This window comes from Massilia endophytica, assembly GCF_021165955.1.
Lineage (GTDB): Bacteria > Pseudomonadota > Gammaproteobacteria > Burkholderiales > Burkholderiaceae_D > Rugamonas > Rugamonas endophytica.
In genome coordinates this window covers 1,604,464-1,628,125 of the sequence record NZ_CP088952.1, presented here as the reverse complement: position 1 = coordinate 1,628,125, position 23,662 = coordinate 1,604,464, and the positions used below count along the sequence as shown (strand labels likewise).

At 66.1% G+C, this 23,662-nt stretch carries 19 protein-coding genes; 4 read left to right on the top strand and 15 right to left on the bottom strand.

Features of this window, described 5'->3' with window-relative positions:
* Positions 1-13: 13 nt before the first annotated feature.
* The 7 genes from LSQ66_RS07340 to LSQ66_RS07310 form a co-directional block, all read right to left on the bottom strand.
* A complete protein-coding gene (locus LSQ66_RS07340) occupies positions 14-970 on the bottom strand; it encodes an MBL fold metallo-hydrolase (protein WP_231769134.1) in 957 nt (318 codons plus the stop codon).
* Positions 971-1,044: 74 nt separating this feature from the next.
* Complete coding sequence (locus LSQ66_RS07335; protein ID WP_231769133.1) at positions 1,045-2,331, bottom strand: acetate kinase; 1,287 nt, start codon at positions 2,329-2,331, stop codon at positions 1,045-1,047.
* A 26-nt stretch (positions 2,332-2,357) separates the two neighbouring features.
* On the bottom strand, positions 2,358-2,762 hold the full coding sequence (locus LSQ66_RS07330) for a hypothetical protein (RefSeq protein ID WP_231769132.1): 405 nt from the start codon (positions 2,760-2,762) through the stop codon (positions 2,358-2,360).
* Positions 2,763-2,770: 8 nt separating this feature from the next.
* Positions 2,771-3,442, bottom strand: coding sequence for a C39 family peptidase (locus tag LSQ66_RS07325; RefSeq protein WP_231769131.1), 672 nt, complete (start codon positions 3,440-3,442; stop codon positions 2,771-2,773).
* The gene (locus LSQ66_RS07320) at positions 3,439-3,873 is read right to left on the bottom strand and encodes a hypothetical protein (RefSeq protein ID WP_231769130.1); all 435 of its coding nucleotides are present in this window, start codon (positions 3,871-3,873) and stop codon (positions 3,439-3,441) included. Before LSQ66_RS07320 ends, LSQ66_RS07325 begins: the two co-directional genes overlap by 4 nt.
* On the bottom strand, positions 3,873-5,591 hold the full coding sequence (locus LSQ66_RS07315; RefSeq protein ID WP_231769129.1) for a hypothetical protein: 1,719 nt from the start codon (positions 5,589-5,591) through the stop codon (positions 3,873-3,875). Before LSQ66_RS07315 ends, LSQ66_RS07320 begins: the two co-directional genes overlap by 1 nt.
* 264 nt (positions 5,592-5,855) lie before the next feature.
* Positions 5,856-7,217 carry a sigma-54 dependent transcriptional regulator gene (locus tag LSQ66_RS07310; protein WP_231769128.1) on the bottom strand — a complete coding sequence of 454 codons (1,362 nt, stop codon included), beginning with the start codon at positions 7,215-7,217 and terminating at the stop codon, positions 5,856-5,858.
* 143 nt (positions 7,218-7,360) lie between these two features.
* Between LSQ66_RS07310 and LSQ66_RS07305 the strand changes: the two genes are divergently transcribed.
* Positions 7,361-7,978 carry a 1-acyl-sn-glycerol-3-phosphate acyltransferase gene (locus LSQ66_RS07305; protein ID WP_231769127.1) on the top strand — a complete coding sequence of 206 codons (618 nt, stop codon included), beginning with the start codon at positions 7,361-7,363 and terminating at the stop codon, positions 7,976-7,978.
* Here LSQ66_RS07305 and ureB read toward each other — a convergent pair whose 3' ends face one another.
* From ureB to LSQ66_RS07290, 3 genes are all read right to left on the bottom strand, one after another.
* Positions 7,979-8,254, bottom strand: coding sequence for an urease subunit beta (gene ureB, locus LSQ66_RS07300; protein WP_231769126.1), 276 nt, complete (start codon positions 8,252-8,254; stop codon positions 7,979-7,981).
* A gap of 161 nt (positions 8,255-8,415) precedes the next feature.
* Positions 8,416-10,158, bottom strand: a complete 1,743-nt coding sequence (locus tag LSQ66_RS07295; RefSeq protein ID WP_231769125.1) for a DUF885 domain-containing protein — start codon at positions 10,156-10,158, stop codon at positions 8,416-8,418.
* Positions 10,155-11,801 (bottom strand): SulP family inorganic anion transporter, encoded by a 1,647-nt coding sequence (locus LSQ66_RS07290; protein WP_231769124.1) that lies wholly within the window; start codon positions 11,799-11,801, stop codon positions 10,155-10,157. The genes LSQ66_RS07295 and LSQ66_RS07290 overlap by 4 nt, the downstream gene beginning before the upstream one ends.
* Positions 11,802-12,057: 256 nt before the next feature.
* Between LSQ66_RS07290 and LSQ66_RS07285 the strand changes: the two genes are divergently transcribed.
* Positions 12,058-13,041 carry an SDR family oxidoreductase gene (locus LSQ66_RS07285; protein ID WP_231769123.1) on the top strand — a complete coding sequence of 328 codons (984 nt, stop codon included), beginning with the start codon at positions 12,058-12,060 and terminating at the stop codon, positions 13,039-13,041.
* A 9-nt stretch (positions 13,042-13,050) separates the two neighbouring features.
* Positions 13,051-14,052: a non-homologous end joining protein Ku gene (gene ku, locus LSQ66_RS07280; RefSeq protein WP_231769122.1), complete on the top strand. Its 1,002-nt coding sequence runs from the start codon at positions 13,051-13,053 to the stop codon at positions 14,050-14,052.
* A 130-nt stretch (positions 14,053-14,182) separates the two neighbouring features.
* On the opposite strand, the gene ligD is transcribed toward ku, so the two are convergent.
* Positions 14,183-16,795, bottom strand: a complete 2,613-nt coding sequence (gene ligD, locus LSQ66_RS07275; RefSeq protein ID WP_231769121.1) for a DNA ligase D — start codon at positions 16,793-16,795, stop codon at positions 14,183-14,185.
* Positions 16,796-16,963: 168 nt separating this feature from the next.
* Between ligD and LSQ66_RS07270 the strand changes: the two genes are divergently transcribed.
* Entirely contained in the window at positions 16,964-17,335 is a 372-nt protein-coding gene (locus tag LSQ66_RS07270; RefSeq protein WP_231769120.1) for a hypothetical protein, read from the top strand.
* Between the two features lie 57 nt (positions 17,336-17,392).
* Here the strand turns inward: LSQ66_RS07270 and bla are convergent, their stop codons facing one another.
* The 4 genes from bla to LSQ66_RS07250 all read right to left on the bottom strand — a co-directional run bounded on the left by bla (position 17,393) and on the right by LSQ66_RS07250 (position 23,655).
* The gene (bla, locus tag LSQ66_RS07265) at positions 17,393-18,223 is read right to left on the bottom strand and encodes a subclass B3 metallo-beta-lactamase (protein ID WP_231769119.1); all 831 of its coding nucleotides are present in this window, start codon (positions 18,221-18,223) and stop codon (positions 17,393-17,395) included.
* A complete protein-coding gene (locus LSQ66_RS07260; protein WP_231769118.1) occupies positions 18,220-18,900 on the bottom strand; it encodes a polyphenol oxidase family protein in 681 nt (226 codons plus the stop codon). The genes bla and LSQ66_RS07260 overlap by 4 nt, the downstream gene beginning before the upstream one ends.
* A 94-nt stretch (positions 18,901-18,994) precedes the next feature.
* Entirely contained in the window at positions 18,995-20,473 is a 1,479-nt protein-coding gene (locus LSQ66_RS07255) for an efflux transporter outer membrane subunit (RefSeq protein WP_231769117.1), read from the bottom strand.
* Positions 20,473-23,655 carry an efflux RND transporter permease subunit gene (locus LSQ66_RS07250; protein ID WP_231769116.1) on the bottom strand — a complete coding sequence of 1,061 codons (3,183 nt, stop codon included), beginning with the start codon at positions 23,653-23,655 and terminating at the stop codon, positions 20,473-20,475. Before LSQ66_RS07250 ends, LSQ66_RS07255 begins: the two co-directional genes overlap by 1 nt.
* Positions 23,656-23,662 lie beyond the last annotated feature (7 nt).

Sequence of the window (23,662 nt, the reverse complement as noted above, 5' to 3'; positions counted from 1 at the left end):
ACGGGCTGTGCCGTTAGCGGGGGATGGTGTAGTTGACGGGGATGTACTGATAGCCCTTGCCTGCGGCGCGCAGGTGGCCCAGGCCCGGGAACGGCAGGTGGGCCGCGCCGATCAGGTAGCCTTGCTTGGCGGCGTCAGCAAACGCGGCCTTGCGCTCGGCCAGCGCTTTCTTGCTGTCCGTGTCGAAGTCGATCGTCACCGAGGGGTCGTCGAACTGCACGGACTGCACGTGCATCAGGTCGCCAATCAGCACCAGTTTCTGGCCCTTGCTTTCCACCACGTAGGTGGTGTGGCCCGGGGTGTGGCCGAAGCTGGAGCTGGCCTTGATGCCGGGGACGAGCTCGGTGCTGCCGTCGAAGGGCTGGAACTTGCCGACGTTGGTGTAGGGACCGAAGGCCGCCATCGCGCCCTGGAAGAAGCCCTTGCTCGCTTCCGGCGCCTTCTTCATGTTCACCTTGCTCAGCCAGAAGTCGGCGTCGCGCTTGTCCGCACGCACGATGGCGTTCGGGAAGGCGGCTTTGTCGCCCGCAGCCAGGCCGGAGGCGTGGTCCGGGTGCATGTGGGTGATGTAGATCTCGTCCACCTGCTCGGGCTGGTAACCGGCCGCTTTCAGGTTGGTGATCAGCTTGCCCAGCGTGGGACCGAAGGCGCTCGCGGCGCCGGTGTCGATCAGCACCAGCTTGCTGCCGGTGTTGATCAGGAAGGCGTTGACCGAGGTCTCGATCGGCGCTTTGAGGAAGTATTTCTTGAAGGCCGCTTCGGTCTTGGCTGGCTTGGCGTGCAGCAGCTTGTCCATTGGCAGGTCGACGGTGCCGTCGTTCAGGACGGTCACTTCGAAGTCGCCCAGCATGGTGCGGTAGTAGCCGGGGGCCTGGGTCTTGACCATGGGCGCGGCGGCGAAAGCGGCGCTGCCGGCGAAGGCCAGCGCAGCGAAGAGAACGGTACGGCGGGCTGCAAATTGCTTAGTCATTCTGGTATCCCTTTTCTTGGTGTTGGCCGGGATCGCTACGATAGCGTAAACGGCAACATTACGTGCGGGATGCTTCAGAAATTGGTAGGCAGGCGCACAGAGAGCGAAACATCCGGCGTGTCGCGCGTGAGCCCTGCCCCGACAGCCACGTTCAGGGTGCGCTTGTCGCTCAGCCGGTAGGAAAAGCCCATGAGCAGCGTGCCCAGCTGGGTGCGCACGGAACCGGGCACCACGATGCCGTTCTGCCGGGTGCGCGCCATCGAGGAATGGTCGTAGCCCAGGCTGAGCGAGGCCTTCTCGTTGAGCGCGAGGCCCATGCCGAAGTTGAAGCCGATCACGGCGCCCGGCTTGACTTCGCCGAGCGGTTCGCGCTCGCCGGCGAGCACCATGCGGCTCAGGTTCTTGCGCTTGAAGTTATGCAGATAGCTCACACTGCCGAAGAAGATGGCGGGGTCGCTCGGGAACAGCCAGGTCAGGCTGGGCTGCAGGCTGTAGAAGCCGGAACCGGTCGGGAGGTCCAGCGGCAGGCCCGTGCCGGTGGCATTTTCGCCCACGCAGCGCCGGGTGCAGTCCGTCACCACTTCGAAGGGGTCGCGGCCGGTGCGCGTTTTGAGGCGCAGCCCGGCTATGTAGTAGGGCTTGTCCATGCCGCCGTCGTTCAGCTGCTGGCGCAGGGAGAGTTCGACGTCGCCCAGCGCCCGGCCGCTGGTGTCGAACACCTTCTCCACCGCCGTGCCGGTAAACAGTTCGCGGCTGACGGTGGAATCGGAACGGTAGACATAGGGCAGGCGCAGTTCCAGCTCGGTACGGTTCGTCAGGCCGTAGCGCCCGGTCAACGCGCCCGTCAGGGTGTTGCGCTTGACTTCGCGCACGTCGATCAGGCCGATCAGCAGCGCAGGGATGATGGTGTAGCCGACCAGGGCCACGCGGTTGCTGGAGGAGTAGCCGAACTGGAGCGAAGGTTCCAGCACGTATTTCCCTTTCGCGGTCAGCACGCCGGGCGCCTCGAAGATGGGCGCCACTTCCGGCGGCCTGCTGTCCCGCGCGGGTGGCTGGCCGACGGCGGGTCTCGGATTGTCCTGCGAGGCCACCGCCTGTGCGGCAGGCGCCGGTCCGCCTGCCTGCGGCCCCGTGCCGCGCGCGGCGGCCAGCTCGGCTTCGTCGGCGCGGCGCCGGGCGGCCAGCTGGTCCTGCAGTTCCTTCAGCAGCTTGCGCTGTTCGGCCAGCTCGCGCATCACCGCCTCCAGCTTCGCGGCCAATTCGGCCGTCGTGCGCGGGGGCTCCTGCGCGGCGCCGATGGGGGAACTCAGAACGAGGGCCAGGCCGATCGAACCGGCGCGCAAGGTGGGGGCGAGCTGCATGCTGGGCTTCCTCCTTCAAGGCGCGCCTAGCGCGGCGCGATGGCGTGCGTCAGCGCCTGCCTCACGCTGTCGCCGAAGTTCAGGTTTTTCAGGACAGCCAGACTGTTCACCGTGGTGTTGATGGTGGTCTGGCTGCGGATCATTTGATCGTTCAGGCTGTTTTGCACGAGCAGGGTTTCCAGGGCCGCGGCCCGGGCCATGTCCTGCGGGGCCGCGCGCGCGAGGTCCGCCAGGGCAAGCTGGCTCTCCGCCACCACGGCGCCGTTGAGGCTGATCATGCGTTCGATGCTCAGCGAGGCGAGCACATTCTGGCGCTCGAAACCGCCGCGCGCCTCGTCCAGGATGCTGTCCGGCACAGGCGTCCAGCCGTTCTCTCCTGCCCCGGCGGGCACGGCGATGAGGCAGGCCAGCCATAGCATTCGTCGCAACATGAAGGCTCCTAGAAATCGTTGGGTCCCAGCTTCGGAAGCGTGAGGCGCCACAGGCTTTCGCGGTCGATGGCGTCCTCCACCCGGGCCCGCGGCGCCACCCGCCAATCCGCCGCCTCGTTGAAGCGCGCCGCGCCCGGCCTGCCGTGGATGACGAAGAGCAGGCGGTTCTGCCACATCGCCTCGAAGGCGGAACGGGCGATGGCGCGCGTGCCGCCGGAGGGGTCGCCGATCAGCACGCGGTCTTCGCTCAAGCCTTTGATGACGACAAAGTGCCGGTAGCCGTTTTCCGCCACCAGCACAATGGCCGGGTAATGCGCTTCCGCCAGTTTGGCCAGCGGCAGCTGGAAGCCATCCGCCATGAAACCATGGGCAGCCAGGAAGCGTTTGATATCGAGCAGTGAAAAGCCCTGCTGCCGGATTTTCGCCTGGTCGCCATGCAGGTACATCTGCTGGAAGGCGGTCTGCTCGCTGACCGGATAGTTGTAGTGATAGGTCAGCAAGGTAGCCACGGCCGCCGAGCCGCAGCTGAAGTCGTACTGCTGGCGCACTGTGGAGAGGTAGCGCGCCTCTTTCAGGCTGGTGACCGGCACGGCATAGGCCGCTCCCGTGACATTGGGCAGCTCGGCCGACTGCGCCGCGCCGCCCAAGGCCAGGCAACAGGACAGGATGGCCGCCCTCATTGGATCTGCACGTTCACGATGGTGGCATTCTGGATCAGCACATTGGCCCCCGAGTTCTGGATCACCATCGGCATGCCGCTCGCATTGCTGAAAGCGCCGTCGCTGATGATGTTGGCCCCGGTCACCACGCTGGTGGCGCTGTTGCCGCCCACCGTGCCGTTCAGCTTCATGTCGCTCCAGGGCCTGTCGCTGCCGCCGCGCAGGCTGTCCAGCTGCTGCTCGCCCAGTGCGCCGCCCGGCAAGGCGTTCACGGCGAGCCGCTCGGGCAGCACACGCTGCAGCAGGCCGGCCACCGGCAAGGGCGCGGACAAAGCTGCCACCGGCAGCTCCGCCGCGCCTGCCGGCAAGGCCAGCAGGCACAGCAAGGCAGCGCACGCCGCGCCGCCCCGCAGTGCCGGCGCCGCCTGCTGGGGCATGCACCGGCGCAGCATTATCTGCTGCCCACGGCCAGGTTGGCCTGCACGTTCACGCTCTGCTGCGCCAGCGAGGAGAAGCCGCTGTTCTGGCTGATCACCATGATGCCCGCCGCCGACTGGCCCACGCCGCTCATCGTGTTGGACATGTTGAAGGTGCCCGCGTTCACCGTGTTGGTGCCGCCCGCGCCGCCGGTGCCGCCCGTGCCCGCGCCGCCCACCGCCGCACCGGCCGTGTTGGCGCCCGTGGCGCCGCCCGTGCCGCCCGTGTTGCCGCCGCCGCCCGCGCCGCCTGCACCGCCATCGCCAGCCGTGGCCGCACCACCCGTGGCCGCGCCGCTGGTGGCGGCGCCGCCCGTGCCGTCACCACCCGCCGCACCGGCTCCGCCAGTATTGGATGCCATGCCGCTGCTGCCGCCCGCTGCGCCCGCACCGCCTGCTGCGCCATTGCCGGTGGAGCTGGATCCGTTGCCGCCTGCAGCACCAGCGGCGCCTGCACCGCCCGTGCCAGCGCCGCCAGCTCCAGCCGTGCTCGCTACACCGGCGCCCGCACCGCCTGCGCCGCTGGTGTTGGTGCCGCCCGCAGCACCGGCGCCACCCGTATTGGATGCGCTGGCGCCCGCGCCGCCCGCTGCGCCCGCGCCACCGGCCGCGCCAGCTCCGCCTGCACCTCCCGTTGCCGCGCCGGAACCGGCACCGGCGGCGCCCGAGGTGCCTGCGCCGCCGGTGCCTGCGCCGCCTGCCGCTGCCGTGGTGCTGTCGCCGATGGTGGGCGGCGTGCTGCCCGTCTCACCGCCGGTGCCGGTGACGGTGCCCGTTGCCGTGGCGCCGCCGCCCGCTCCGGCGCCGCCCACGCCCTGGGTGCCCGCCGTGGCGCTGCCGGACCCGGCGCCGCCGCCCATGGCGCCCGCACCGCCAGCCCCGCCCGCACCGCCATAGCCGCCTGCGCCGCCGACGGCGCGGCCCGTGCCGCCGCCCGCGCCGCCATTCGCGCCGGAGGCATAGCCGCTGCCGCCGCCATTGCCGCCGTAGGAGTCTCCCATGCCGCCTCCGGCGCCGCCGGTCCCGGCGCCGCCCGCGCCGCCGCTGCCGCCATTGCCGCCTACGCCGTAGCCGCCGGCGCCGCTCGAACCGCCGGCCCCGCCGCTGCCGCCGTTACCGCCTGCGCCGCTGCCCGCATTCGCCGCGTAGCCGCCAGCGCCGCCCGCCCCGCCATTGGCGCTGCCGCCTGCGACATAGCCGCTGCTGGCCCTGCCAGCGCTGGCATAGGCGCCGTCGCCGCCGCGCGCACCGTCACCCCCGGTGGCGCTGGCGCCGTTCCCGCCCCTGCTCACGGCCGTGCCGCCCCGCGCATTGCCGCCATAGCCGTCCCCGGCGCTGCCGCCGTTCGCATTGCCGCCGTTGGAGGCCACGTTGCCGATATTGCTGATCTGGTTGTTGGTCACCGTGCCGCTCAGGGAGCTCGTTGCCGTGGCGTTCGACGTATTGAAGGCATCGCTCATGGTCGCCGTGGCGGTCGCGCCGTTGTTGGCTGCGGCGGCCCCGGCCGCCATGGCGCGGGCGCCGCCAGTGCTGTTGTTATTGTTGTCGGCAGTACTGAAATCCTGGGAGGCGCTGCCCGCGCCATTGTTGTTGGCGCCGCCGCCGTCCTGGGTCACGGTGGGCTCGGTGGTCTGCGCATAGGCGCTTGCGCTCAGAGCCAGTGCGATGGCAGTTGCCAGCATCGTTTTTTTCATGTCGTCCCTCGCTGATTTGGTTGTCAAAGTGCGTCCGGCGCCGCAGGCAGCGGCCGGGGCGGTCTTCGTATCGCAAGCTTGATGCCACCGGCCTGCGCCATGCGCCAAGCGCTTGAAATCACATGGGAATTCTCGGGCGAGCGGCCTGATGCGAAGGAACGGAAGCGGATGGGGATGTCGCTTCCCTGTTACTGGACTGTTTCAGCTTTCCCTGTGCGGGCGGGGCCGCTGAGTGTCACACGGCTGAGACAGCAGACACGGCTGTCAGAGCTCTCCTACATGCTCATCCTGATCCGCGCGGCGGCGCGAAGGCGGGGCAATCTGATGCTTGGCTAGCAAACGATACAAGGTCATCCGTGACACCCCGAGCTCGCGCGCGATGGCCGTCATGCTCTTGCCCGCGCTCAGGCGCGCTTCCAGGGCGTTGCGCTCGGCCCGCACGCGCGCGCCGTCCAGGCATTCGCCGTTGTGGGGGCGCTCGCCGCTGTCCAGGCCCAGGTCCTGGGCCAGGATGAGGCGCCCTTCGGCCATCACGGCCGCGCGCCGCACCCGGTTCAGGAGCTCGCGCACATTGCCGGGCCAGTGATGGGCCCGCATGGCGGCAATGGCGCGCGCGCTGAAGCCCTTGACGCGGGCCGCCCTTTCCGCGGCGTAGTGCTGGAAAAAGTACTCGGCCAGGGGCACCACGTCGTCGCCCCGCTCGCGCAGGGGCGGCACCTCCAGGGCCAGCACGTTGAGGCGGTAGTAGAGGTCTTCGCGGAAGGCGCCGCGCTGCACCGCCTCGTGCAGCTTGACGTGGGAAGCGGCGATGATGCGCACGTCGACCGGAATGCAGCGCGTGCCGCCCAGGCGGTAGATGGTTTTCTCCTGCAGGAAGCGCAGCAGGTTGGACTGCAACTCCAGCGGCAGGTCGCCGATCTCGTCCAGGAACAGCGAGCCCCCGGAAGCGGACTCGATCAGCCCGGGCTTGCTGCGCGCCGCGCCCGTGAAGGCGCCGCGTTCGTAGCCGAAGAGTTCGGATTGGATCAGGTTGGCTGGCATGGCGCCGCAGTTGATGGGCACAAAGGGGCCCGCCGCGCGCGCCGAATGCTCGTGCACGGCCTGCGCCACCAGCTCCTTGCCGGTGCCGCTCTCGCCCCAGATGAGGACGGGCGCCTCGGCCGCAGCCACCTTGCCGATCTGCTGGCGCAGCCGGGCAATCGGACGACTCGGTCCGGTAAGGCGCATGCTGCTCGCACAGCTGTGGGCTGGCGGCGGGCGCAGGGAGGCGACGCCATAGGCATGGCCGAGCGTATGGCGCAGCCGCGCCGCGTCGATCGGCCAGCGGTGGTAGTCGAAGCAATGCTCGTGCACGATCTGCCGGCATTGCGGTGACGCCAGCGCCGCCTCATCCAGCAAGGCGATCCACTTGACCTGCGCGTATTCATGCAGGAAGTCATCGATCGCTTCCGGCGGCGCCTGGTCCAGCACCAGCAGCCCGACCAGCGGGGTGTGGCTGCGCAGATACTGGACGGCGTCCTGCAGGCCGGCGGCCAGATGAACGTCGAAATCCCCTACCCCTTCCCCCAACTCTTCGATGCGGAAACGCCGCGCGGCGCTCACGCACAGGAGTCTTCTTGTTGGCATTGTTCCCTTCTCTCGCGCTACGGTGGGCGGCCCGGCCTTTGCTTGCTGTGCGGCACAAGCCCGGATAGAATGCGTCCGCGGAATTTCACCACATGAAATGAATATTTATTAATGGTGCAATTCCGGCAAAATGGGGAGAACGTATGGATAACTATAGGCTAACGCCGGACAAACTGCCATCTCAAAAGCAGCGCCTGGCTTTGAGCGTGCTCAATCTGTTTGGCTGGCAGATGCGCTATCGTCCGCTGCCCGGCCCGCGCGGAATCGCTGTCGTTTATCCGCACACCTCGAACTGGGATTTCATGGTGGGCGTATTCGGCAAATGGGCCATCGGCCTGCCCTTCCGCTGGCTCGCCAAGGACTCCCTGTTCCGCATTCCCCTGCTGGGCTCCTGGTTCCGCGCGCGCGGCGGCGAACCGGTGGACCGCAGCGCCAAGACCGGCATGATCCAGCGCCAGGCAGCGCGCATGCATTCGGCGGACTGGTACTGGCTGGCGATTACGCCGGAGGGCACGCGCGGCTACCGCCCGTACTGGAAGAGCGGCTTCTACCATCTGGCGCTGGAAGCGAAAGTGCCGCTGTGCCTGGTGTACATGGATTACCCGAACAAGGTGCTGAGCGTGGTGGACCACGTCTACCTCACGGGCGACCAGGAGCAGGACATGGCGGCCATCCGCGCCGTCTATGCGGGGCACGAGGGCAAGCACCCCGAGAACGCCGCGCCCATCATTCTTTCCGAGCGGCGCGAGCAGCCGCGCTGATCAGAGCGGACGCTTCCCCAGCCGCACCAGTGCCACGGTGCGCTGCTGGCCGGGTGCGAAACGCAGGGCGGTGCCGGGCGCGATATCGAGCCGCCGTCCGTAGGCCTTCCAGCGCTCAAAAGACAGGGCGCCATCCACCTCGAAGAAGTGCAGATGGGAGCCGACCTGGACCGGCCGCTGCCCCAGGTTGGTCACGACCACGCTGACGGTGGCGCCGTCCCGGGCCGCGCCGATCTCGCCTTCTTCCAGTGTCTCCGTTGCAGGTTTCGCGCCCATATGAATTCCCTTCAGTATCGGGAATCCAGGCAGCAAGTTGCGTGCCAGCGCATTGGCGCTGAGCCCGTGTCCCAAATTCTTCCCTGGCACCAGAGTGGGACACGGCCTGAGCCGGAAGCACCTTGGCGGTGCGGCCAGTCAATGCAATGAGTGCATCCACCTCATCGGTACGGCCCCTTCCCGCCTTCGGCAATGAAGCGGTCGATGCGCGCGGCCAGCACGGGCAGCGGCACGGAGCCCAGTTCCAGCACGGTGTCGTGGAAGGCGCGGATGTCGAACTTCGCGCCCAGCGCGCCCTCCGCCTTCTTGCGCGCGTCGATGATGGCCATCTCGCCCAGGTAATAGGAGAGTGCCTGTCCCGGCCAGGAAATGTAGCGGTCCACTTCCGTTTCCACTTCATGCGCGGAGAGCGCCGTGTTCTCCATCAGGTAGCGCTGCGCCTGTTCGCGGGTCCAGCCTTTGGCGTGGACGCCCGTGTCGACCACCAGGCGCGAAGCGCGCCATGCCTGGTAACTGAGCATGCCAAAGACTTCGTATGGCGTTTCGTAGATGCCCATCTCCGTGCCAAGGCGCTCGGAGTACAGCGCCCAGCCCTCGCCGAAGGCCGAGATATAGGCGTTGCGGAAGGGAGGACGGCCGGTCTGCTCCAGCGCCACCGGCATCTGGAAGGCGTGGCCGGGGGCGGACTCGTGCAGGGTCAGTGCGGGAAGGCTGTACAACGCGCGGGCCGGGAGATTGTAGGTATTCACCAGGTAGACGCCCGGACCGCCGCGGCCGGAGGTGTAATACGGCGCCTGCTCCGGCGGCACCGGGATGATGGCGAAGCGGCTGCGCGGCAGGCGGCCGAAGTACTGGCCTGCCTTGGCGTCGAACTTCTTGGAGATCCAGGCCGCGCGCATCAGCAGTTCTTCCGGCGTCTTCGCATAGAACTGCGGATCGGTACGCAGGAACTGCAGGAAGGCAGGCAGGCCGTCCTTGAAGCCCACCTGCGCCATCACCTGTTCCATTTCGGCCCGGATCTTGCGCATTTCCTCAAGTCCGATCTGGTGGATCTGCTCCGCGCTCAGGTTCGTGGTGGTGAATTCCACGATCTTGGATTGGTAATAGGCCTTCCCATCCGGCAGGCTCTCGGCCGCGAGAGTCTCCGTTGCGCGCGGCAGGTACTCGGTGCGCAGGAATTGCAGCAAGGCTGCATGCGCAGGCAGCACGGATTCGCGAATCGCCTTCAGGCCCGCTTCGCGCAGGCTTGCCTGCTCCGCTGCCGGAATGGTGGATGGCATGTTCTTGAAGGGCTTGAAGAAGGCCACGTCCTCCGGTTTCGCCTCGGCGACAGCGGCCACGGATTTATTGCGGCCCATCAGGGTAACCTTGGGCGCGGTGAAGCCGCGCTGCAGGCCCGCGCGCATATTGTCCATCTCCTCGCGGAAGTAGCGCGGCACGTCGTTCAGCTGGCGGACGTAATTGTGGTAATCCTCAACGGTGCGGAAAGGCTTGCGCGACTCGCCCGCGAGATTGGACCAGAAGGCCGAATCGGCATTCACCGGCTTCTCGTACTCGCGGAAGCGCTGGTTGGCCAGCAGCGCCGCGATCTGCGCGCGGTAGACCGCAAAGTTCACCTGCTCCGCGGGCGAGAGGCGCGAGGGCTGCAGCGCATCGAGCTGCTTGAGCACACCTTCCCAGTAGCGCTGGCGGGCCAGCTGGGTGGCGGCATCCACGCGCGGCAGGTCGGGGCGGATGGCATCGGTATCGTCCTCGTCGTCTTCCAGGTGCTGGCTCTGGCGCCACTTCCATTCCTGCGTATGGATGGCGCGGAACTTCGCATCGGCCGATGGTGCGGCGGCGCTGGCGGGCAGGCTGGCGGCGAAGGCCAGCGACAGGGCGAGCACGATACTCGAAGGCTTCATGAATGTCCTTTACGGGAATGGAGGAAGTCGGCCGCGATGGCCGTGCTGAGGAAAATCTTGCCGTTCAGGCGTTCGGGCAGGCTGCTTTCGCGCAGGCGGTCCATGACCGGGCCCTTCACTTCGGCCAGATGCAGGCCGATGCCGCGCCGCTGCAGGCTGGCGTTCAACTCGGCCAGGGCGAACAGCGCCGTCGTGTCGATGGAGTTCACGGCGGACATCACGAGCACCAGGTCGCGCGCCGTGGGATGGGTGCGCAACTCGTCTTCCACGCGCCCGGTCACCGCCTCCATATTGCCGAAGAAAAGATTGGCGTCCACGCGCAGCACCAGCATTTCCGGCTGGGTCTCGGCGGGATACCGGTCCACGTTGCGGAAATGCTCGGTGCCCGCGATGCGGCCCAGCACCGCGATGTGGGGACGGCTGGCGCGCCAGATCAGGGTGCCCATGGACAGCACCACGCCCACCACCACGCCAGCCTCGATACCGAGGACCAGCACGCCGATGCAGGTGACGGCCCAGGCCAGGGCGTCGGCGCGGTCGTAGCGCCAGGCGGTGCGCAGCGTATCGAGTTCCAGCATGCCCAGCACGGCCACGATAATGGTCGCGGCCAGCACCGGCAGCGGCAGCCAGGCCAGCCAACCGGTCGGGGCCACGAGGGCCAGGGCCAGCAGCACGGCGCTGATCACGCTGGCAAGCGGCGTATTGGCGCCGGCCGCGAAATTGACGGCCGAGCGCGACAGGCTCCCCGTCACCGCCATCCCACCGCTGAGCATGCTCGCCACGTTCGCGGCGCCCAGGCCGATCAGCTCCTGGTTGCTCACCAGCTTTTCCTGCCGCTTGAGGGCGAGGGTCTGGGCGGCGGACATGCTCATCAGGAAAATAATGAAGCCGAGCAGAAGACCGGGCTTGAGCAAGGCATACCAGTGCTCCTGCGACACAGCCAGGTTGAGCTGGGGCAGTCCGGACGGCACCGGGCCGGTGACGGCGACGCCGCGCGTGTCGAGGCCCAGCACCCAGACCAGGCCGGTAGCGCCCAGTACCACGAGCATGGGCCCCAGCTTGGAGGCGATCTCGGCGCGGGAAGCGGCCATGCCGCAGCGCTGCAGGAGAGGCGAAAGATAGCGGCGGGCCAGCACCAGGAGCACGACAGAGCCGAGCCCCAGCGCCGCGCTGGGCAGGTGATAGTCAGGCAGCTGGGCGCCGAAGAGCGGCTTTAGCTGTCCGTAGGCAATGACGAGGGCCGAGCCCACGGTAAAGCCGCTCATCACCGGGCGCGAGAAGAAACTGGCCAGGAAGCCCATGCGCAGGATGCCGCACAGCAGCAGCACGAGGCCCGCCACGAGGGCCAGCTGGGCGGCCAGGACGGCATGCAGGCCCGACCCGGCGGGTGCGAGCGGGGCAATCACGGCCCCGGTCATGAGCGACACGATGGCCATAGGGCCGACCGACTGCGTCATGCTGCTGCCGAACAGCGCATAGACGATCGGCGGCAGGATGCTGGCGTACAGGCCCGCGACGGGCGGCAGGCCGGCGACCAGGGCGTAAGCCATCCCCTGTGGAATCAACATCATGGCGACCACGACGCCGGCGCCGGCATCCCCCGCCAGCGCCGCGCGCCGATATTGCCTCAGCCATTGCAGCATGCAAAACCCATCCATTCCGAAAGACGCAAGCCTACCACGGCTGAGTTCGTGTCTCAATCTGGTGCCAGGGAAGAAAAGTGGACACGATCTCAACACTAGCCACCTTAGGGCTGAGGCCGTGTCCACTTTTCTTCCCTGGCACCAGAAGTGGACACGGGCTGGGCCGTGGCGGGCGGCCTTATATGTGAAGGAGCGCACGGTGGGCGGCGCGGTCAGCGGGAATACTGGGCTCTTGCGATATAAGGAGAGCTCAGACATGGCAAGTTCCGAGAATCAGGCGAACGCCGGTAACCTGCAGCGCGACATCCAGCAGCGGCAGGACGAGAAAGACCAGGCCAAAGGCAAACAGGAGCAGAAGCCGGAGGCGTCGCAGGCGGGAACCCATGAGTTCCCCGTGCCGCCCATGCCCCAGCAGCACCTGGAAAAACCGGGCATCGAGGCCGAGATGCAGCTCAAGCCCCAGTTCATGGCGCCCGGCTATTGCGGCAGCGGCAAGCTGCACGGCATGGCCGCCATCGTCACCGGCGGCGATTCGGGCATCGGCCGCGCCGTGGCCGTGCTGTATGCGCGCGAAGGCGCCGATGTGGCCCTCGTCTACCTCAGCGACGAGCAGGAGGACGCCGTCGAGACCAAACGCTGCGTGGAGGCGGAAGGCCAGCGCTGCATCCTCCTTCCGGGCGACGTGCGCGATCCGCTGTTCTGCCGCCACGCGGTGGAGGAGACCGTGCAGGCCTTCGGGCGGCTGGACATCCTCGTCAACAACGCGGCCTTCCAGGAGCATGCGGATTCGCTGGAGGACCTGACCGAGGAGCGCTTCGACCTGACCATGAAGACGAATATCTACGGCTACTTCCACATGGCCAAGGCCGCCCTGCCCCATCTGAAGCAAGGCGCCTCCATTATCAACACGGGTTCGGTGACCGGCCTGCAGGGGTCGAAGAAGCTGCTCGACTACTCCTCCACCAAGGGCGCCATCCACGCCTTCACCATGTCGCTGGCGGCGAACCTGATGGAGAAAGGCATCCGCGTCAACGCGATTGCACCGGGCCCGGTGTGGACGCCGCTGAACCCGGCCGATCAGACGCCGGACAAGATCGCGCAGTTCGGCAGCTCCACGGACATGAAGCGCCCGGCGCAGCCGGAAGAGCTGTCGCCAGCCTACGTCTTCCTGGCCGCACCCAGCTGCGCCAGTTATATCAGCGGCATTGTGCTGCCCATTACAGGCAGCGTCGGAGAATAGGAGAACATCATGGCCCGCTCGCTCTGGAAAGGCGCTATCAGTTTCGGGCTGGTCCACATTCCCGTCGACCTGTATTCGGCCGTCAAGGAGAACGATCTGGACCTGACGATGCTGGACAAGCGCGACTTCTCGCCCGTCGGCTTCAAGCGCTACAACAAGTCGAACAACAAGGAAGTCAGCTGGGACAACATCGTCAAGGGTTACGAATACAAGAGCGGCGAATACGTCGTGCTCTCGGACGAAGACCTGAAGCGCGCCAACGTGAAGGCCACGCAGACCATCGACATCCTGGCCTTCGTGGACTTCAGCGAAGTGCCGCTCACCTTCTACGAGACGCCCTACTACCTCGCGCCCGGACGCGGCGGCGACAAGGTCTACGCCCTGCTGCGCGAAACGCTGCGCAAGGCGGGCAAGATCGCCATCGCCACGGTGGTCATCCGCACCAAGCAGCACCTGTGCGCGCTGGTGGCGGGAGAGGAAGGCATCATCATGAACACCCTGCGCTACGCCGATGAGATCCGCGATACCGAAGGGCTGAAGCTGCCTGCCAAAGGAACGAAGGCAGCCGGCATCAGCGACAAGGAGCTGCAGATGGCGCTGTCGCTGGTGGAAGGCATGAGCGAGGAGTGGCACCCCGAGCAGTACCACAACACCTACCATGACGACGTGCTGAAGCTGGTCGAGCAGAAAATCGCGGCCAAGCAGACCAAGACCATCACCATGCCCTCGAAGGACGAGGAAGCGGCGCCGTCGGGCAACGTCATCGACCTGGTCGCACTGCTGAAGCAGAGCCTTGGCGCCAAAGGCGGGAAGGGAAAGGCCGCGGCGGAAGATGTTGAGGAAGAAGCCGAAGAGGAAGAAGACGTCGCCCCGCCGAAGCCGCGCAAATCGGCATCGACAGCCGCCACAAGCCGCCGCACCACCGCCCGCGCGCCGGCCAAGACAGCCGCCAAGTCCGCTGCCAAGCGCACTACCGCCACCAAGACCGCCACCCGCCGCAAGGCAGCCTAGCTACGGTCCAGCCCGTGTCACACTCTGGTGCCAGGGAAGAAAATGAGACACGAACTCGGCGCTAGCGCGACAGGGCTGAGCCCGTGTCCCACTTTCTTCCCTGGCACCAGAAGGTGACACGGACTGAGCATTAGGCGAGCTGTTTCATGGCTTTGGTGATGCTGACGGCGCTCTTGCTGTAGTCGGCCCAGGGTTCGTTGCCGATGTCGAGGCGCTCGTGGACCGTTTGCACGGTCCACTGGTCGCCGCTGCGCAAGTGCGCTAGCTCGTCCCAGCGCACGGGAACGCTGATGCCGAGCCCCGCCCGCGTGCGCGCGGACCATGCGGCCACCGTCGTCGCGCCGCGGCCGTTGCGCAGGTAGTCGATGAAGATCTTGCCCACCCGGTTCTTCGGACCGCTCTTGAAGGCGAACCGGTCGGGCAGCGTGATGGCCATGTGTTCGACGATCGCCCGCGTGAACGCCTTCACCGTGTCCCAGTCGTGCTGCGGCTTGATGGGAACCACCACGTGCAGGCCTTTCCCGCCGCTCGTTTTCAGGAAGGCGGGCAGCCCGAGTTCTTCGAGGAAGGCGTGCATCAGCTGCGCCGCTTCCTGGATCATCGGCCAGGTCACCCCTTGCCCGGGGTCGAGGTCGAAGATCATGCGGTTGGGCTTTTCGTAGTTCTTGCCGAAGGCGTTCTGGGTGTGGAATTCGACCACGTTCCACTGGGCAGAAGAGAGCAGCCCCTGCATCGTCGCCACTTCGAGCATGGGCGGGTGGTCTGGGTCCAGCTCCTGGGGGAACTGTTTGACGCCCGGCAGCTTGCCGACCTCGGAGTGCTTCTGGAAGAAGAGCTCTCCGCCCACGCCCGCCGGCGCCCGCACCAGCGCGACCGGCCTGCCCTTCATGTGCTCCAGCATCAGCTCACTGACCAATGCGTAGTAGCGCACCAGCCCTATCTTGGTGGTGCCGCTCGCCGGATCGATCACGCGGTCGGGATTGGTGACCTTGAGCGAGGCAGGCAGCTTGCTTTCCACCTGCTCCGGTTCGTCCTTCGCGGCCGCGGCCTTGCGCCGCGGCGCCGAAGCCTTGGTAATGGTGTTGTGATCTGTGTGCACGATATCCTCCACATGCGCGGCTTTTTCGCGCGTGATGCTGCGGGCCTTCTTGTCACTGCGCAGGCCCTGGAATACGGAGTGCCGTATCGAGCCGCTGCCCGTCCATTCGCCGAAACTCACTTCGGCTACCAAAGTGGGCTTGACCCAGTGCGCCTTCTTGTCGATGGACCGCGATGGAGCGAAGGGGCTGCTGTCCGCCGCCAGCTTCTTGAGCCGCGCAGTGATGTCGCGCAGCGTACTTTCATTGAATCCGGCGCCGACGTTGCCCGCGTAGTGCAGCTTTCCGTCATCTCCGTAGTAGCCAAGCAGGAGCGAGCCGATGCCGATGCGTCCTCCTTTCGGATCCGTATAGCCGCCAATGACGAATTCCTGCCGCTGCGCGCATTTGAGCTTGATCCATTCCGGCGAACGGCGCGATACATAGACAGAATCGCGCCGCTTGCCGATGATGCCTTCGAGGCCCATGCGGCAGGCCGCTGCCACCATGTCCTGCGGCGGCGCGTCCAAGGCAGCGCTGAAGCGCACAACGTCGCTGTCCACCTTGTCCATCACCGTCTGCAGGAGCTCGCGCCGCTGCTCCAGCGGCACATCGCGCAGGTCGTAACCGTCCAGGAAAGGCGCGTCGAAGAGGAAGTAGACGATATTGGCGCTGTTGCTGCCGTCGAAAGCCTGCTGCAGCAGGCCGAAATTGGGCCGCCCCGCTTCGTCGTGCACCACTATCTCGCCGTCATACCAGCCCTTGGGCAGCTTCAGCTTCGCCAGCGTGTCACGCAGTGGCAGGAGCTTGTCCGTCCAGTCGTTTCCGTTGCGGGTGATGAGGCGGATGTCCTTGCCGTCGATCCGCGCCAGCATGCGGTAGCCGTCGAACTTGATCTCGAAGAGCCAGTCCTCCGGCGAGGCGGGCGGTGCATCGACCAGCGTGGCCAGCTCCGGCGAGAACATCTCGGGCATCGCGGCTTTCTGGCCCGGCGCGGCAGGTTTTTTGGCGCGGCCGCGCGCGGGCTTTTTCTCGCCCTGTTCCGCTGCATCCGCCAACTCGGCGACCGCCGTGGCCGAGCGCTCCGCCTTCGCCGCCTTGCGCGGCGCCGCCTTCGGCATGCCGAGCTTCTTCACGCTGTCCGGCATCTCGTCCACGACACTGAACTCGTCGGCAGGCCGCACGTATTCGTCCTTTTCCTTGATGAGCAGCCAGGGCTCCTGTTTCTCCCCTTTCCCCTTCATGCGCACCAGCACCCAGCGCCCATGCATCTTGTGTCCGCGCAGTTCGAACTTGAGGTTCCCCTCGCGGTAGCCTTTGCGCGGATCGTCCAGCGGGTGCCAGGTGCCTTTATCCCAGATGATGACCTTTCCCGCGCCATACTGCCCTGCCGGAATGGTGCCCTCGAACTGGTTATAGGAGATGGGATGATCCTCCACATGCACGGCCATGCGCTTGTCGTGCGTGTCATAGCTCGGCCCCTTGGGGACGGCCCAGCTTTTCATCGTACCGTCGAGCTCAAGGCGGAAATCGTAGTGCAGCCGCGAGGCCCAGTGCTTCTGGATCACGAAGACGCGGTTCTCGCCGCCCTCTTCGCCACCCTCCGCCGGCTCGGGCGTGATATCGAAGTTGCGCTTGGCCTTGTAGGTTTTGAGCGAGTCTTTCATGATCCCACTCTAGAACAGGCCCCACCCGGCATCAGTACGTTCGTTAACAGAGTTGGCTAATTGTAAGCAGGTGTAAAGACCGTCAACTGGGTCTCCGGCGGCCGCGTTTTTTGCTCAGTGACACGGGAAATGTGCACTACCTTAAAACCCACAATGAGGACTTACACCATGAAGAAAGTTATCGCCACCCTGATCGCTGGTCTGTTCGCTGGTGCCGCATTTGCGCAGACTCCCGCCGCTACGCCTGCCACCCCTGCCACTCCCGCCACCCCGCCTGCCGCTGCCGCGAAGGCAGAAGCGAAGGAGATGAAGGCTGAAGCCAAGGAAGCGAAGACCGCCGCCAAGGCCGATGCGAAGGAAGCCAAGCAGGTAGCGAAGGCTGAAGCGAAAGAGACCAAGGCAGCAGCAGCCGCCGCCGCCGATGTGGCAAGCGCAAAGGCCGATGCGAAAGAGAAGAAAGCCGAAGCTCATCACAAGGCCGCCAAGACCAAGGCTGAAGCCAAGGAAGAAAAGGCTGCCGCCACTCCGGCCAAACAGTAATCCTCCAAAAGAAAAGCCCGCGCACGCAACGCGGGCTTTTTCTTTGCGCTGGCAGAATCAGGGTTTGGCCTTTTCTTCGGCAAGCACCTGCTCGAGCCGCGCGCTGCCTTTTGCTGCGTACTTGCGGCACGCTTCGGGGTCGATCAGGCTCCCCTTCTCTTTTCTGGTCCACAGATCGCCAGCCTCGGGATGCGCGGTCACCAGCACGTCGCATTTCAGCGCCGCCACGCGCGCCACGCTGCGCTGGATGCTCGCCACCACTTCCGGATGGCTGCTGAAGCGGTAGCCCGGCGCGCCATAGGCGGTAAGGCTGTCCGCGTACACCAGGTTGACCGTGCGCCCAGCCTCCGACGACTGCCAGGTCCAGCTCACGCCGCCCGGTGTGTGCCCCGGCGTGTAATGCGCTGTAACGGCCAGCGCGCCCAGCGAGATCGTTTCGCCATCCTTCACGACGCGGGTTGCGGCAGCGGGCTCGAACTTGCCCAGGTCCCCGAACTGCGGGTCGTCCTTGCTCGCCTCCCCCGTCTTCATCACAGCCACGCTGAGCGGACTGCCGACGACCACCGCGCCGCTCGCGCGCTGCAGCGCCGCGATGCTGCCAACGTGGTCATGGTGTTCGTGCGAGGTGAGGATGTATTTGATGTCCTCCACCTTGAAACCCAGCTGGCGGATATGGGGAATGATCTGCTCGTGCGATTTCGCTGTCCCGGCATCGATCAGGATATGGCCGGCGGGCGAAGTAATCAGCACCGAGCTCACGCCCCTGGGGCCGACGTAATAGCTGTTCCCATGCAGCTTGAAGGGCTCCTGCGGGTCGTCCCAGCCCGCGAAGGCGGATGCGGACATGGCCAGCAGTACTGCTGCGGTAATGGCGTTCGTTGTTTTCATTGTTCTCCATTCGTTTGGATATAAAGGCCAGCATGCTGCTGGGAATTGCGGTCGCCGCGCCGGTAGCTGCGGAACACCAGTTCGCCGCCGCCATCACGGGCGCAGCAGGTGCAGCCGCCAACATGCTCGATGCGGCTCACGCCAGCCTGGCGCAGCTGATGCTCCGCGATGGCGCGCAGGTCGAGATGGCGATGGGTGGGCAGTACGGCATTACGTGGGAGCTCCTCGAAGCGGCGGGCAAAGTCCTCCGCCAGTTCCTCGCTGACCTCGTAGCACGGTGCGCAGATCGTGGGGCCGACGGCAGCCACCCACTCGCCTTCGCCATGCTCCGTCAGCTGCGCCAGCACGGTGGGGATGATGCCGTCGTACAGGCCGCGCCAGCCTGCGTGCACCGCTGCCACGTGGCCGCCATCGCTTCGCGCCAGCAGCAGCGGCACGCAGTCGGCGGTGATGACGCTGACGGGAATGCCGGGCCGGGACGTATGGAAGGCATCGGCATCGCCCACCTCCTGCCGCTCCTGCACGATGTGCGCGGCGCGCGTTCCATGCACCTGCCGCTTGAGGGGACGAAGGTCCCAGAGTTCCTGCTGTGCTTCGGGGACCAGTTCTGAAGCCGTGCCGAAGCCGTGACGAATATTCGGAATGCTGCTGAGCAGTGCGCTCGTAATCAAAACCATCCTCGCTTGCTTTTTCAGACCAGCGGGCATGATAGCCGAAAAAAAAGGGCGGCCGCTTGCGCGGGCCGCCCAAAGGGCTAATCGTCTTTCAGTTTCAGTTGCGGGCCTGTGCGTTGCTCATGGCGGCGCCGCTGTCCCAGCCCCCGCCCAGGGCGCGGATCAGGGCCACGGTCGTCACCGCGCGGTTGCCGCGCAGCTGGACTGCGCTGCGTTCCACCGCCGCCAGGTTGCGCTGCGCGTCCAGCAGTTCGAGATAGCTCGAGCGGCCAGCGTCGTACAGCTTTTGCGCCAGGTCGGCCGAACGGCGGGCCGAGACCACGGCCGCATCGATCTGCGCCGTCTGGCCGGACAGGATGCGCAGGCCCGCCAGGCTGTCTTCCACTTCCGCAAACGCCACCAGCACGCTCTGGCGGTAGGAAGCCACCGACTCTTCCAGCGCCGCTTCGCTGCGCGCGATATTGGCCTTGTTACGGCCGCCATCGATCAGCGGCGCGGACATCAGCGCGCCCAGCACCCAGGAGCGGCTGCTCCACTTGAACACATCGCTGAACGTTCCGGCCAAGCCGCCGCCGTTCGCGTTGATGTTCAGCGCAGGGAACATGGCCGCACGGGCCACGCCGATGCGGGCATTGGAGGCTTCCATCGCACGCTGTGCCGCGGCGATGTCAGGGCGGCGCTCCAGCAGGGCCGAAGGCAGGCCTGCCGGAACCACCGGCATCAGCGCCGAATCGAGCAGCGGGCTCACGCCGGCCGTGAAGCTGGCCGCAGGCTTGCCCAGCAGGACCGCCAGGGCATGCTCCGCCGTGGTGCGCTGGCGTTGCAGGCCAATTGCTTCGGCGCGGGTGGTGGACAGCTCGGTCTTCGCGCGGGACAGGTCGAATTCGCCGATGTCGCCCAGGTCGAAGCGGCGCTGGTTGACCTTCACGCTTTCCTCGCGCAGACGGACCGTCTGCTCCACGGTCGCCAGTTCGGCGTCCGTGGCGCGCAGGCGGAAATAGGTCTGGGCCACGTCGGCCTGCAGGGCGAGCAGCACGGAGCGGTAGTTCGCTTCCACCGTCGCCGCGTCGCCGCGCGCCGCGGCAACGTTGGACGACACGCGGCCGAACAGGTCCACTTCGTAGCTGGCCGTGAGGCTGGCCGAATAGCTGGTCTGGGGGGCCACCGGCGTGCCTTGAGGCAGGCCCAGCTCCAGGGCCGAAGCCCGGGTGCGCTGGGCGCCGACGCCCACCCCGACCTGCGGAATGCGGTCCGCTTCGGCGATGCCCGCGATGGCGCGGGCCTGCTTCACGCGGGCTGCGGCCACGGCCAGGTTCGCGTTGTTGCGGGTGGCTTCGGCGATCAGCTCATTGAGGGCCGGATCGTTGAAGGCCAGCCACCATTCGCCGCGCGGCTGCTGTTCGGCGGCCTGCGCCTGCTTCCACTGCGTGCCGTCGGCAGCCGTCTTCACCTCGGCCTGCGTCTCCTTGAAGGAAGCCGGGACCTCGATGGCGGGCTGTTTGAATTCAGGGGCGGCGCATGCTGCCAGCAATACTGCCAGCAGCGGCGCCACTCCCATGGCGATCATGCGGTTCATTAGTGGGTCCCTTCCAGTTGTGGGGCTGCCTTGTCGGCAACCGGGGATTTCTTCTCAAGCTTCTTGGCCAGGGTGCGCAGCAGCACGTAGAACACGGGCGTCAGGAACAGGCCGAAGAAGGTCACGCCCAGCATGCCCGCGAACACCGCCACGCCCATGGCATGGCGCATCTCGGAACCCGCGCCGCTGGAGAACACCAGTGGCAGCACGCCCATGATGAAGGCGATGGACGTCATCAGGATCGGACGCAGACGCAGGCGGCAGGCTTCCAGCGCCGCTTCCACGATGCTGCGGCCATGGTCTTCCAGCTCGCGTGCGAATTCCACGATCAGAATTGCGTTCTTGGACGCCAACCCGACCAGCACGAACAGGGCGATCTGCGTGAAGATGTTGTTGTCGCCGCCGGTCAGCTTCACGCCGATCAGGGCGCACAGGATCGACATCGGCACGATCAGGATCACCGCCAGCGGCAGGGTCCAGCTTTCGTACTGCGCCGCCAGCACCAGGAACACGAGCAGCACGCACAGCGGGAACACGTAGATCATGGTGTTACCGGCCAGGATCTCCTGATAGGTCAGGTCGGTCCATTCGTAGGTGATGCCTTTTGGCAGAGTCTCCTGCGCCAGCTTGGCCATGATGGCCTGGGCCTGGCCCGAGGACACGCCGGGCGCCGCGCCGCCGTTGATATCGGCCGACACATAGGCGTTGTAGCGCTGCACGCGGTCCGGACCATAGGTGTCCTTCACGCGCATCAGGGACGACAGTGGAATCATTTCGCCCTTGTTGTTGCGCACCTTCAGCTGCGAGATCTGCTCGGCGTGCGAACGGAACTGCGCGTCAGCCTGCACGCGCACCTGGTAGGTGCGGCCGAACTGGTTGAAGTCGTTCACGTACAGCGAGCCCAGATTGATCTGCAAGGTCTGGTAGATGGTCGACAGCGGCACGCCCAGCTGCTTGGCCTTCACGCGGTCCACATCGGCGAACAGCTGCGGCACGTTGATCTGGTAGCTGGAGAACACGCCCGCCAGCTCCGGCGTCTGCCAGGCCTTCATCTGCAGGGCCTGGACTGCCTTATACAGCTCATCGTAGCCAAGGTTGCCGCGGTCTTCGATCATCAGCTTGAAGCCGCCGGTGGTGCCCAGGCCATTGACGGGCGGCGGAGGCAGCACCATCACGAAGGCATCCTGGATCACGCCCATGCGCTTGTTCACTTCGGCGGCAATCGCCTCGGCGGACAGGTTCTTGCTGCGGCGCTTGTCGAAGGAGTCGAGGCCCACGAACACGATACCGGCGTTCGGCGCATTGGTGAAGCCGTTGATCGACAGGCCCGGGAAGGAGATGGAGTTCTCCACGCCAGGGATTTCCTTGGCGATGTCGGACATCTTGCGGATCACGGCATCGGTGCGGTCCAGCGAGGCCGCGTCAGGCAGCTGGGCGAAGCCGATCAGGTACTGCTTGTCCTGCGCCGGAACGAAGCCGGGAGGCACCACCTTGAACATGAACACGCCCGCGACTGCCAGCAGCGCATACACCACCAGCGACGCCGATTTGCGGCGCAGCACGCCCTTCACACCGCCCTCGTAGCCGTGCGACGCGCGGCCGAAGAACTTGTTGAAGGCGGCGAAGAAGCGGCCGAAGACCTTGTCCATGAAGCGGGTCAGCGCGTCTTTCGGCGCGTCGTGGCCCTTCAGCAGGGCCGCGGACAGCGCAGGCGCCAGGGTCAGCGAGCTGAATGCCGAGATCACGGTGGAAATGGCGATGGTCAGCGCGAACTGGCGGTAGAACTGGCCGGTCAGGCCGGATACGAAGGCGATCGGCACGAACACGGCGCACAGCACCAGCGCAATGGCGATGATCGGACCGCTCACCTCTTTCATGGCCTGGATCGTGGCATCGCGCGGCGAGAGGCCGTTGCCGATATTACGCTCGACGTTCTCCACCACCACGATGGCGTCGTCCACCACGATACCGATGGCCAGCACAAGGCCGAACAGCGAGAGCGTGTTGATCGAGAAGCCGAAGCCCATCATCACGGCGAAAGTACCCACCACCGACACCGGCACGGCCAGCAGCGGAATGATGGAGGCGCGCCAGGTCTGCAGGAACACGATCACCACCAGCGCCACGAGCACGATGGCTTCGATCAGCGTGTGGATCACGGAGTCGATGGACTCGCGCACGAATTGGGTCGGGTCGTACACAATGCTGTATTCGACGCCTTCCGGGAAATCTTTGGACAGTTCCTTCATCTTGTTGCGCACGTCCGTGGACAGCTGGAGCGCATTCGCGTTCGGCGCCTCGAAGATGGGGATGGCCACCGCCGACTTGTTGTTCAGCAGGGAGCGCAGCGCATAGGAGTTCGAGCCCATTTCCAGGCGCGCGACGTCCTTCAGCAGCGTGGTCGCGCCGTCTTCATTGGTCTTGACCACGATGTCGCCGAATTCCTCCACCGAATTGAGGCGGCCCTGCGTATTCACGGTGAGCTGGAAGTCCGCGTCCTTGGCCGGTCCCTGGCCGATCACACCGGCCGCAACCTGCACGTTCTGTTCGCGGATGGCCTGCACCACGTCGCCCGCGGTCAGGTTACGCGCCGCCACCTTCTGCGGATCGAGCCAGATGCGCATGGCGTAGTCGCCCGAACCGAACAGCTGTACGTCGCCCATGCCATGCAGGCGGGCCAGCTGGTCCTTGATGTTCAGCACCGCGTAATTGCGCAGGTACAGGTCGTCGTAACGGCCGTCCGGCGAATTCAGGTGGACCACCATGGTCAGGTTGGGCGAGCTTTTCACGGTGGTCACACCGATCTGGCGCACCTCTTCCGGCAGGCGCGGCAAGGCGCGCTGCACGCGGTTCTGCACAGCCGTTTCCGCCTGTTCGACATTGGTGCCGATGGCGAAGGTCACGGTCAGGGCCAGGGAGCCGTCCGAGGTGTTCTGCGAGGACATGTAGAGCATGTTCTCGACGCCGTTGATCTGCTCCTCCAATGGCGCAGCAACGGTTTCGGCGATCACTTTCGGATTGGCGCCCGGGTACTGGGCGCGCACCACCACGGATGGCGGCACCACGTCCGGATACTCGGAGATCGGGAGCTTGAAGATCGATATCAAGCCCGCGACGAAGATAACAATCGATAAGACGGCCGCGAAGATCGGCTTATCGATGAAGAAGCGTGAGAAATTCATCGCTGTG

Excerpts from the sequence above, each read along its gene's own strand:
- LSQ66_RS07340 (WP_231769134.1), bottom strand. The coding sequence starts at position 970 with ATGACTAAGCAATTTGCAGCCCGCCGTACCGTTCTCTTCGCTGCGCTG.
- LSQ66_RS07335 (WP_231769133.1), bottom strand. The coding sequence starts at position 2,331 with ATGCAGCTCGCCCCCACCTTGCGCGCCGGTTCGATCGGCCTGGCCCTC.
- LSQ66_RS07330 (WP_231769132.1), bottom strand. The coding sequence starts at position 2,762 with ATGTTGCGACGAATGCTATGGCTGGCCTGCCTCATCGCCGTGCCCGCC.
- LSQ66_RS07325 (WP_231769131.1), bottom strand. The coding sequence starts at position 3,442 with ATGAGGGCGGCCATCCTGTCCTGTTGCCTGGCCTTGGGCGGCGCGGCG.
- LSQ66_RS07320 (WP_231769130.1), bottom strand. The coding sequence starts at position 3,873 with ATGCTGCGCCGGTGCATGCCCCAGCAGGCGGCGCCGGCACTGCGGGGC.
- LSQ66_RS07315 (WP_231769129.1), bottom strand. The coding sequence starts at position 5,591 with ATGAAAAAAACGATGCTGGCAACTGCCATCGCACTGGCTCTGAGCGCA.
- LSQ66_RS07310 (WP_231769128.1), bottom strand. The coding sequence starts at position 7,217 with ATGCCAACAAGAAGACTCCTGTGCGTGAGCGCCGCGCGGCGTTTCCGC.
- LSQ66_RS07305 (WP_231769127.1), top strand. The coding sequence starts at position 7,361 with ATGGATAACTATAGGCTAACGCCGGACAAACTGCCATCTCAAAAGCAG.
- ureB (WP_231769126.1), bottom strand. The coding sequence starts at position 8,254 with ATGGGCGCGAAACCTGCAACGGAGACACTGGAAGAAGGCGAGATCGGC.
- LSQ66_RS07295 (WP_231769125.1), bottom strand. The coding sequence starts at position 10,158 with ATGAAGCCTTCGAGTATCGTGCTCGCCCTGTCGCTGGCCTTCGCCGCC.
- LSQ66_RS07290 (WP_231769124.1), bottom strand. The coding sequence starts at position 11,801 with ATGCTGCAATGGCTGAGGCAATATCGGCGCGCGGCGCTGGCGGGGGAT.
- LSQ66_RS07285 (WP_231769123.1), top strand. The coding sequence starts at position 12,058 with ATGGCAAGTTCCGAGAATCAGGCGAACGCCGGTAACCTGCAGCGCGAC.
- ku (WP_231769122.1), top strand. The coding sequence starts at position 13,051 with ATGGCCCGCTCGCTCTGGAAAGGCGCTATCAGTTTCGGGCTGGTCCAC.
- ligD (WP_231769121.1), bottom strand. The coding sequence starts at position 16,795 with ATGAAAGACTCGCTCAAAACCTACAAGGCCAAGCGCAACTTCGATATC.
- LSQ66_RS07270 (WP_231769120.1), top strand. The coding sequence starts at position 16,964 with ATGAAGAAAGTTATCGCCACCCTGATCGCTGGTCTGTTCGCTGGTGCC.
- bla (WP_231769119.1), bottom strand. The coding sequence starts at position 18,223 with ATGAAAACAACGAACGCCATTACCGCAGCAGTACTGCTGGCCATGTCC.
- LSQ66_RS07260 (WP_231769118.1), bottom strand. The coding sequence starts at position 18,900 with ATGGTTTTGATTACGAGCGCACTGCTCAGCAGCATTCCGAATATTCGT.
- LSQ66_RS07255 (WP_231769117.1), bottom strand. The coding sequence starts at position 20,473 with ATGAACCGCATGATCGCCATGGGAGTGGCGCCGCTGCTGGCAGTATTG.
- LSQ66_RS07250 (WP_231769116.1), bottom strand. The coding sequence starts at position 23,655 with ATGAATTTCTCACGCTTCTTCATCGATAAGCCGATCTTCGCGGCCGTC.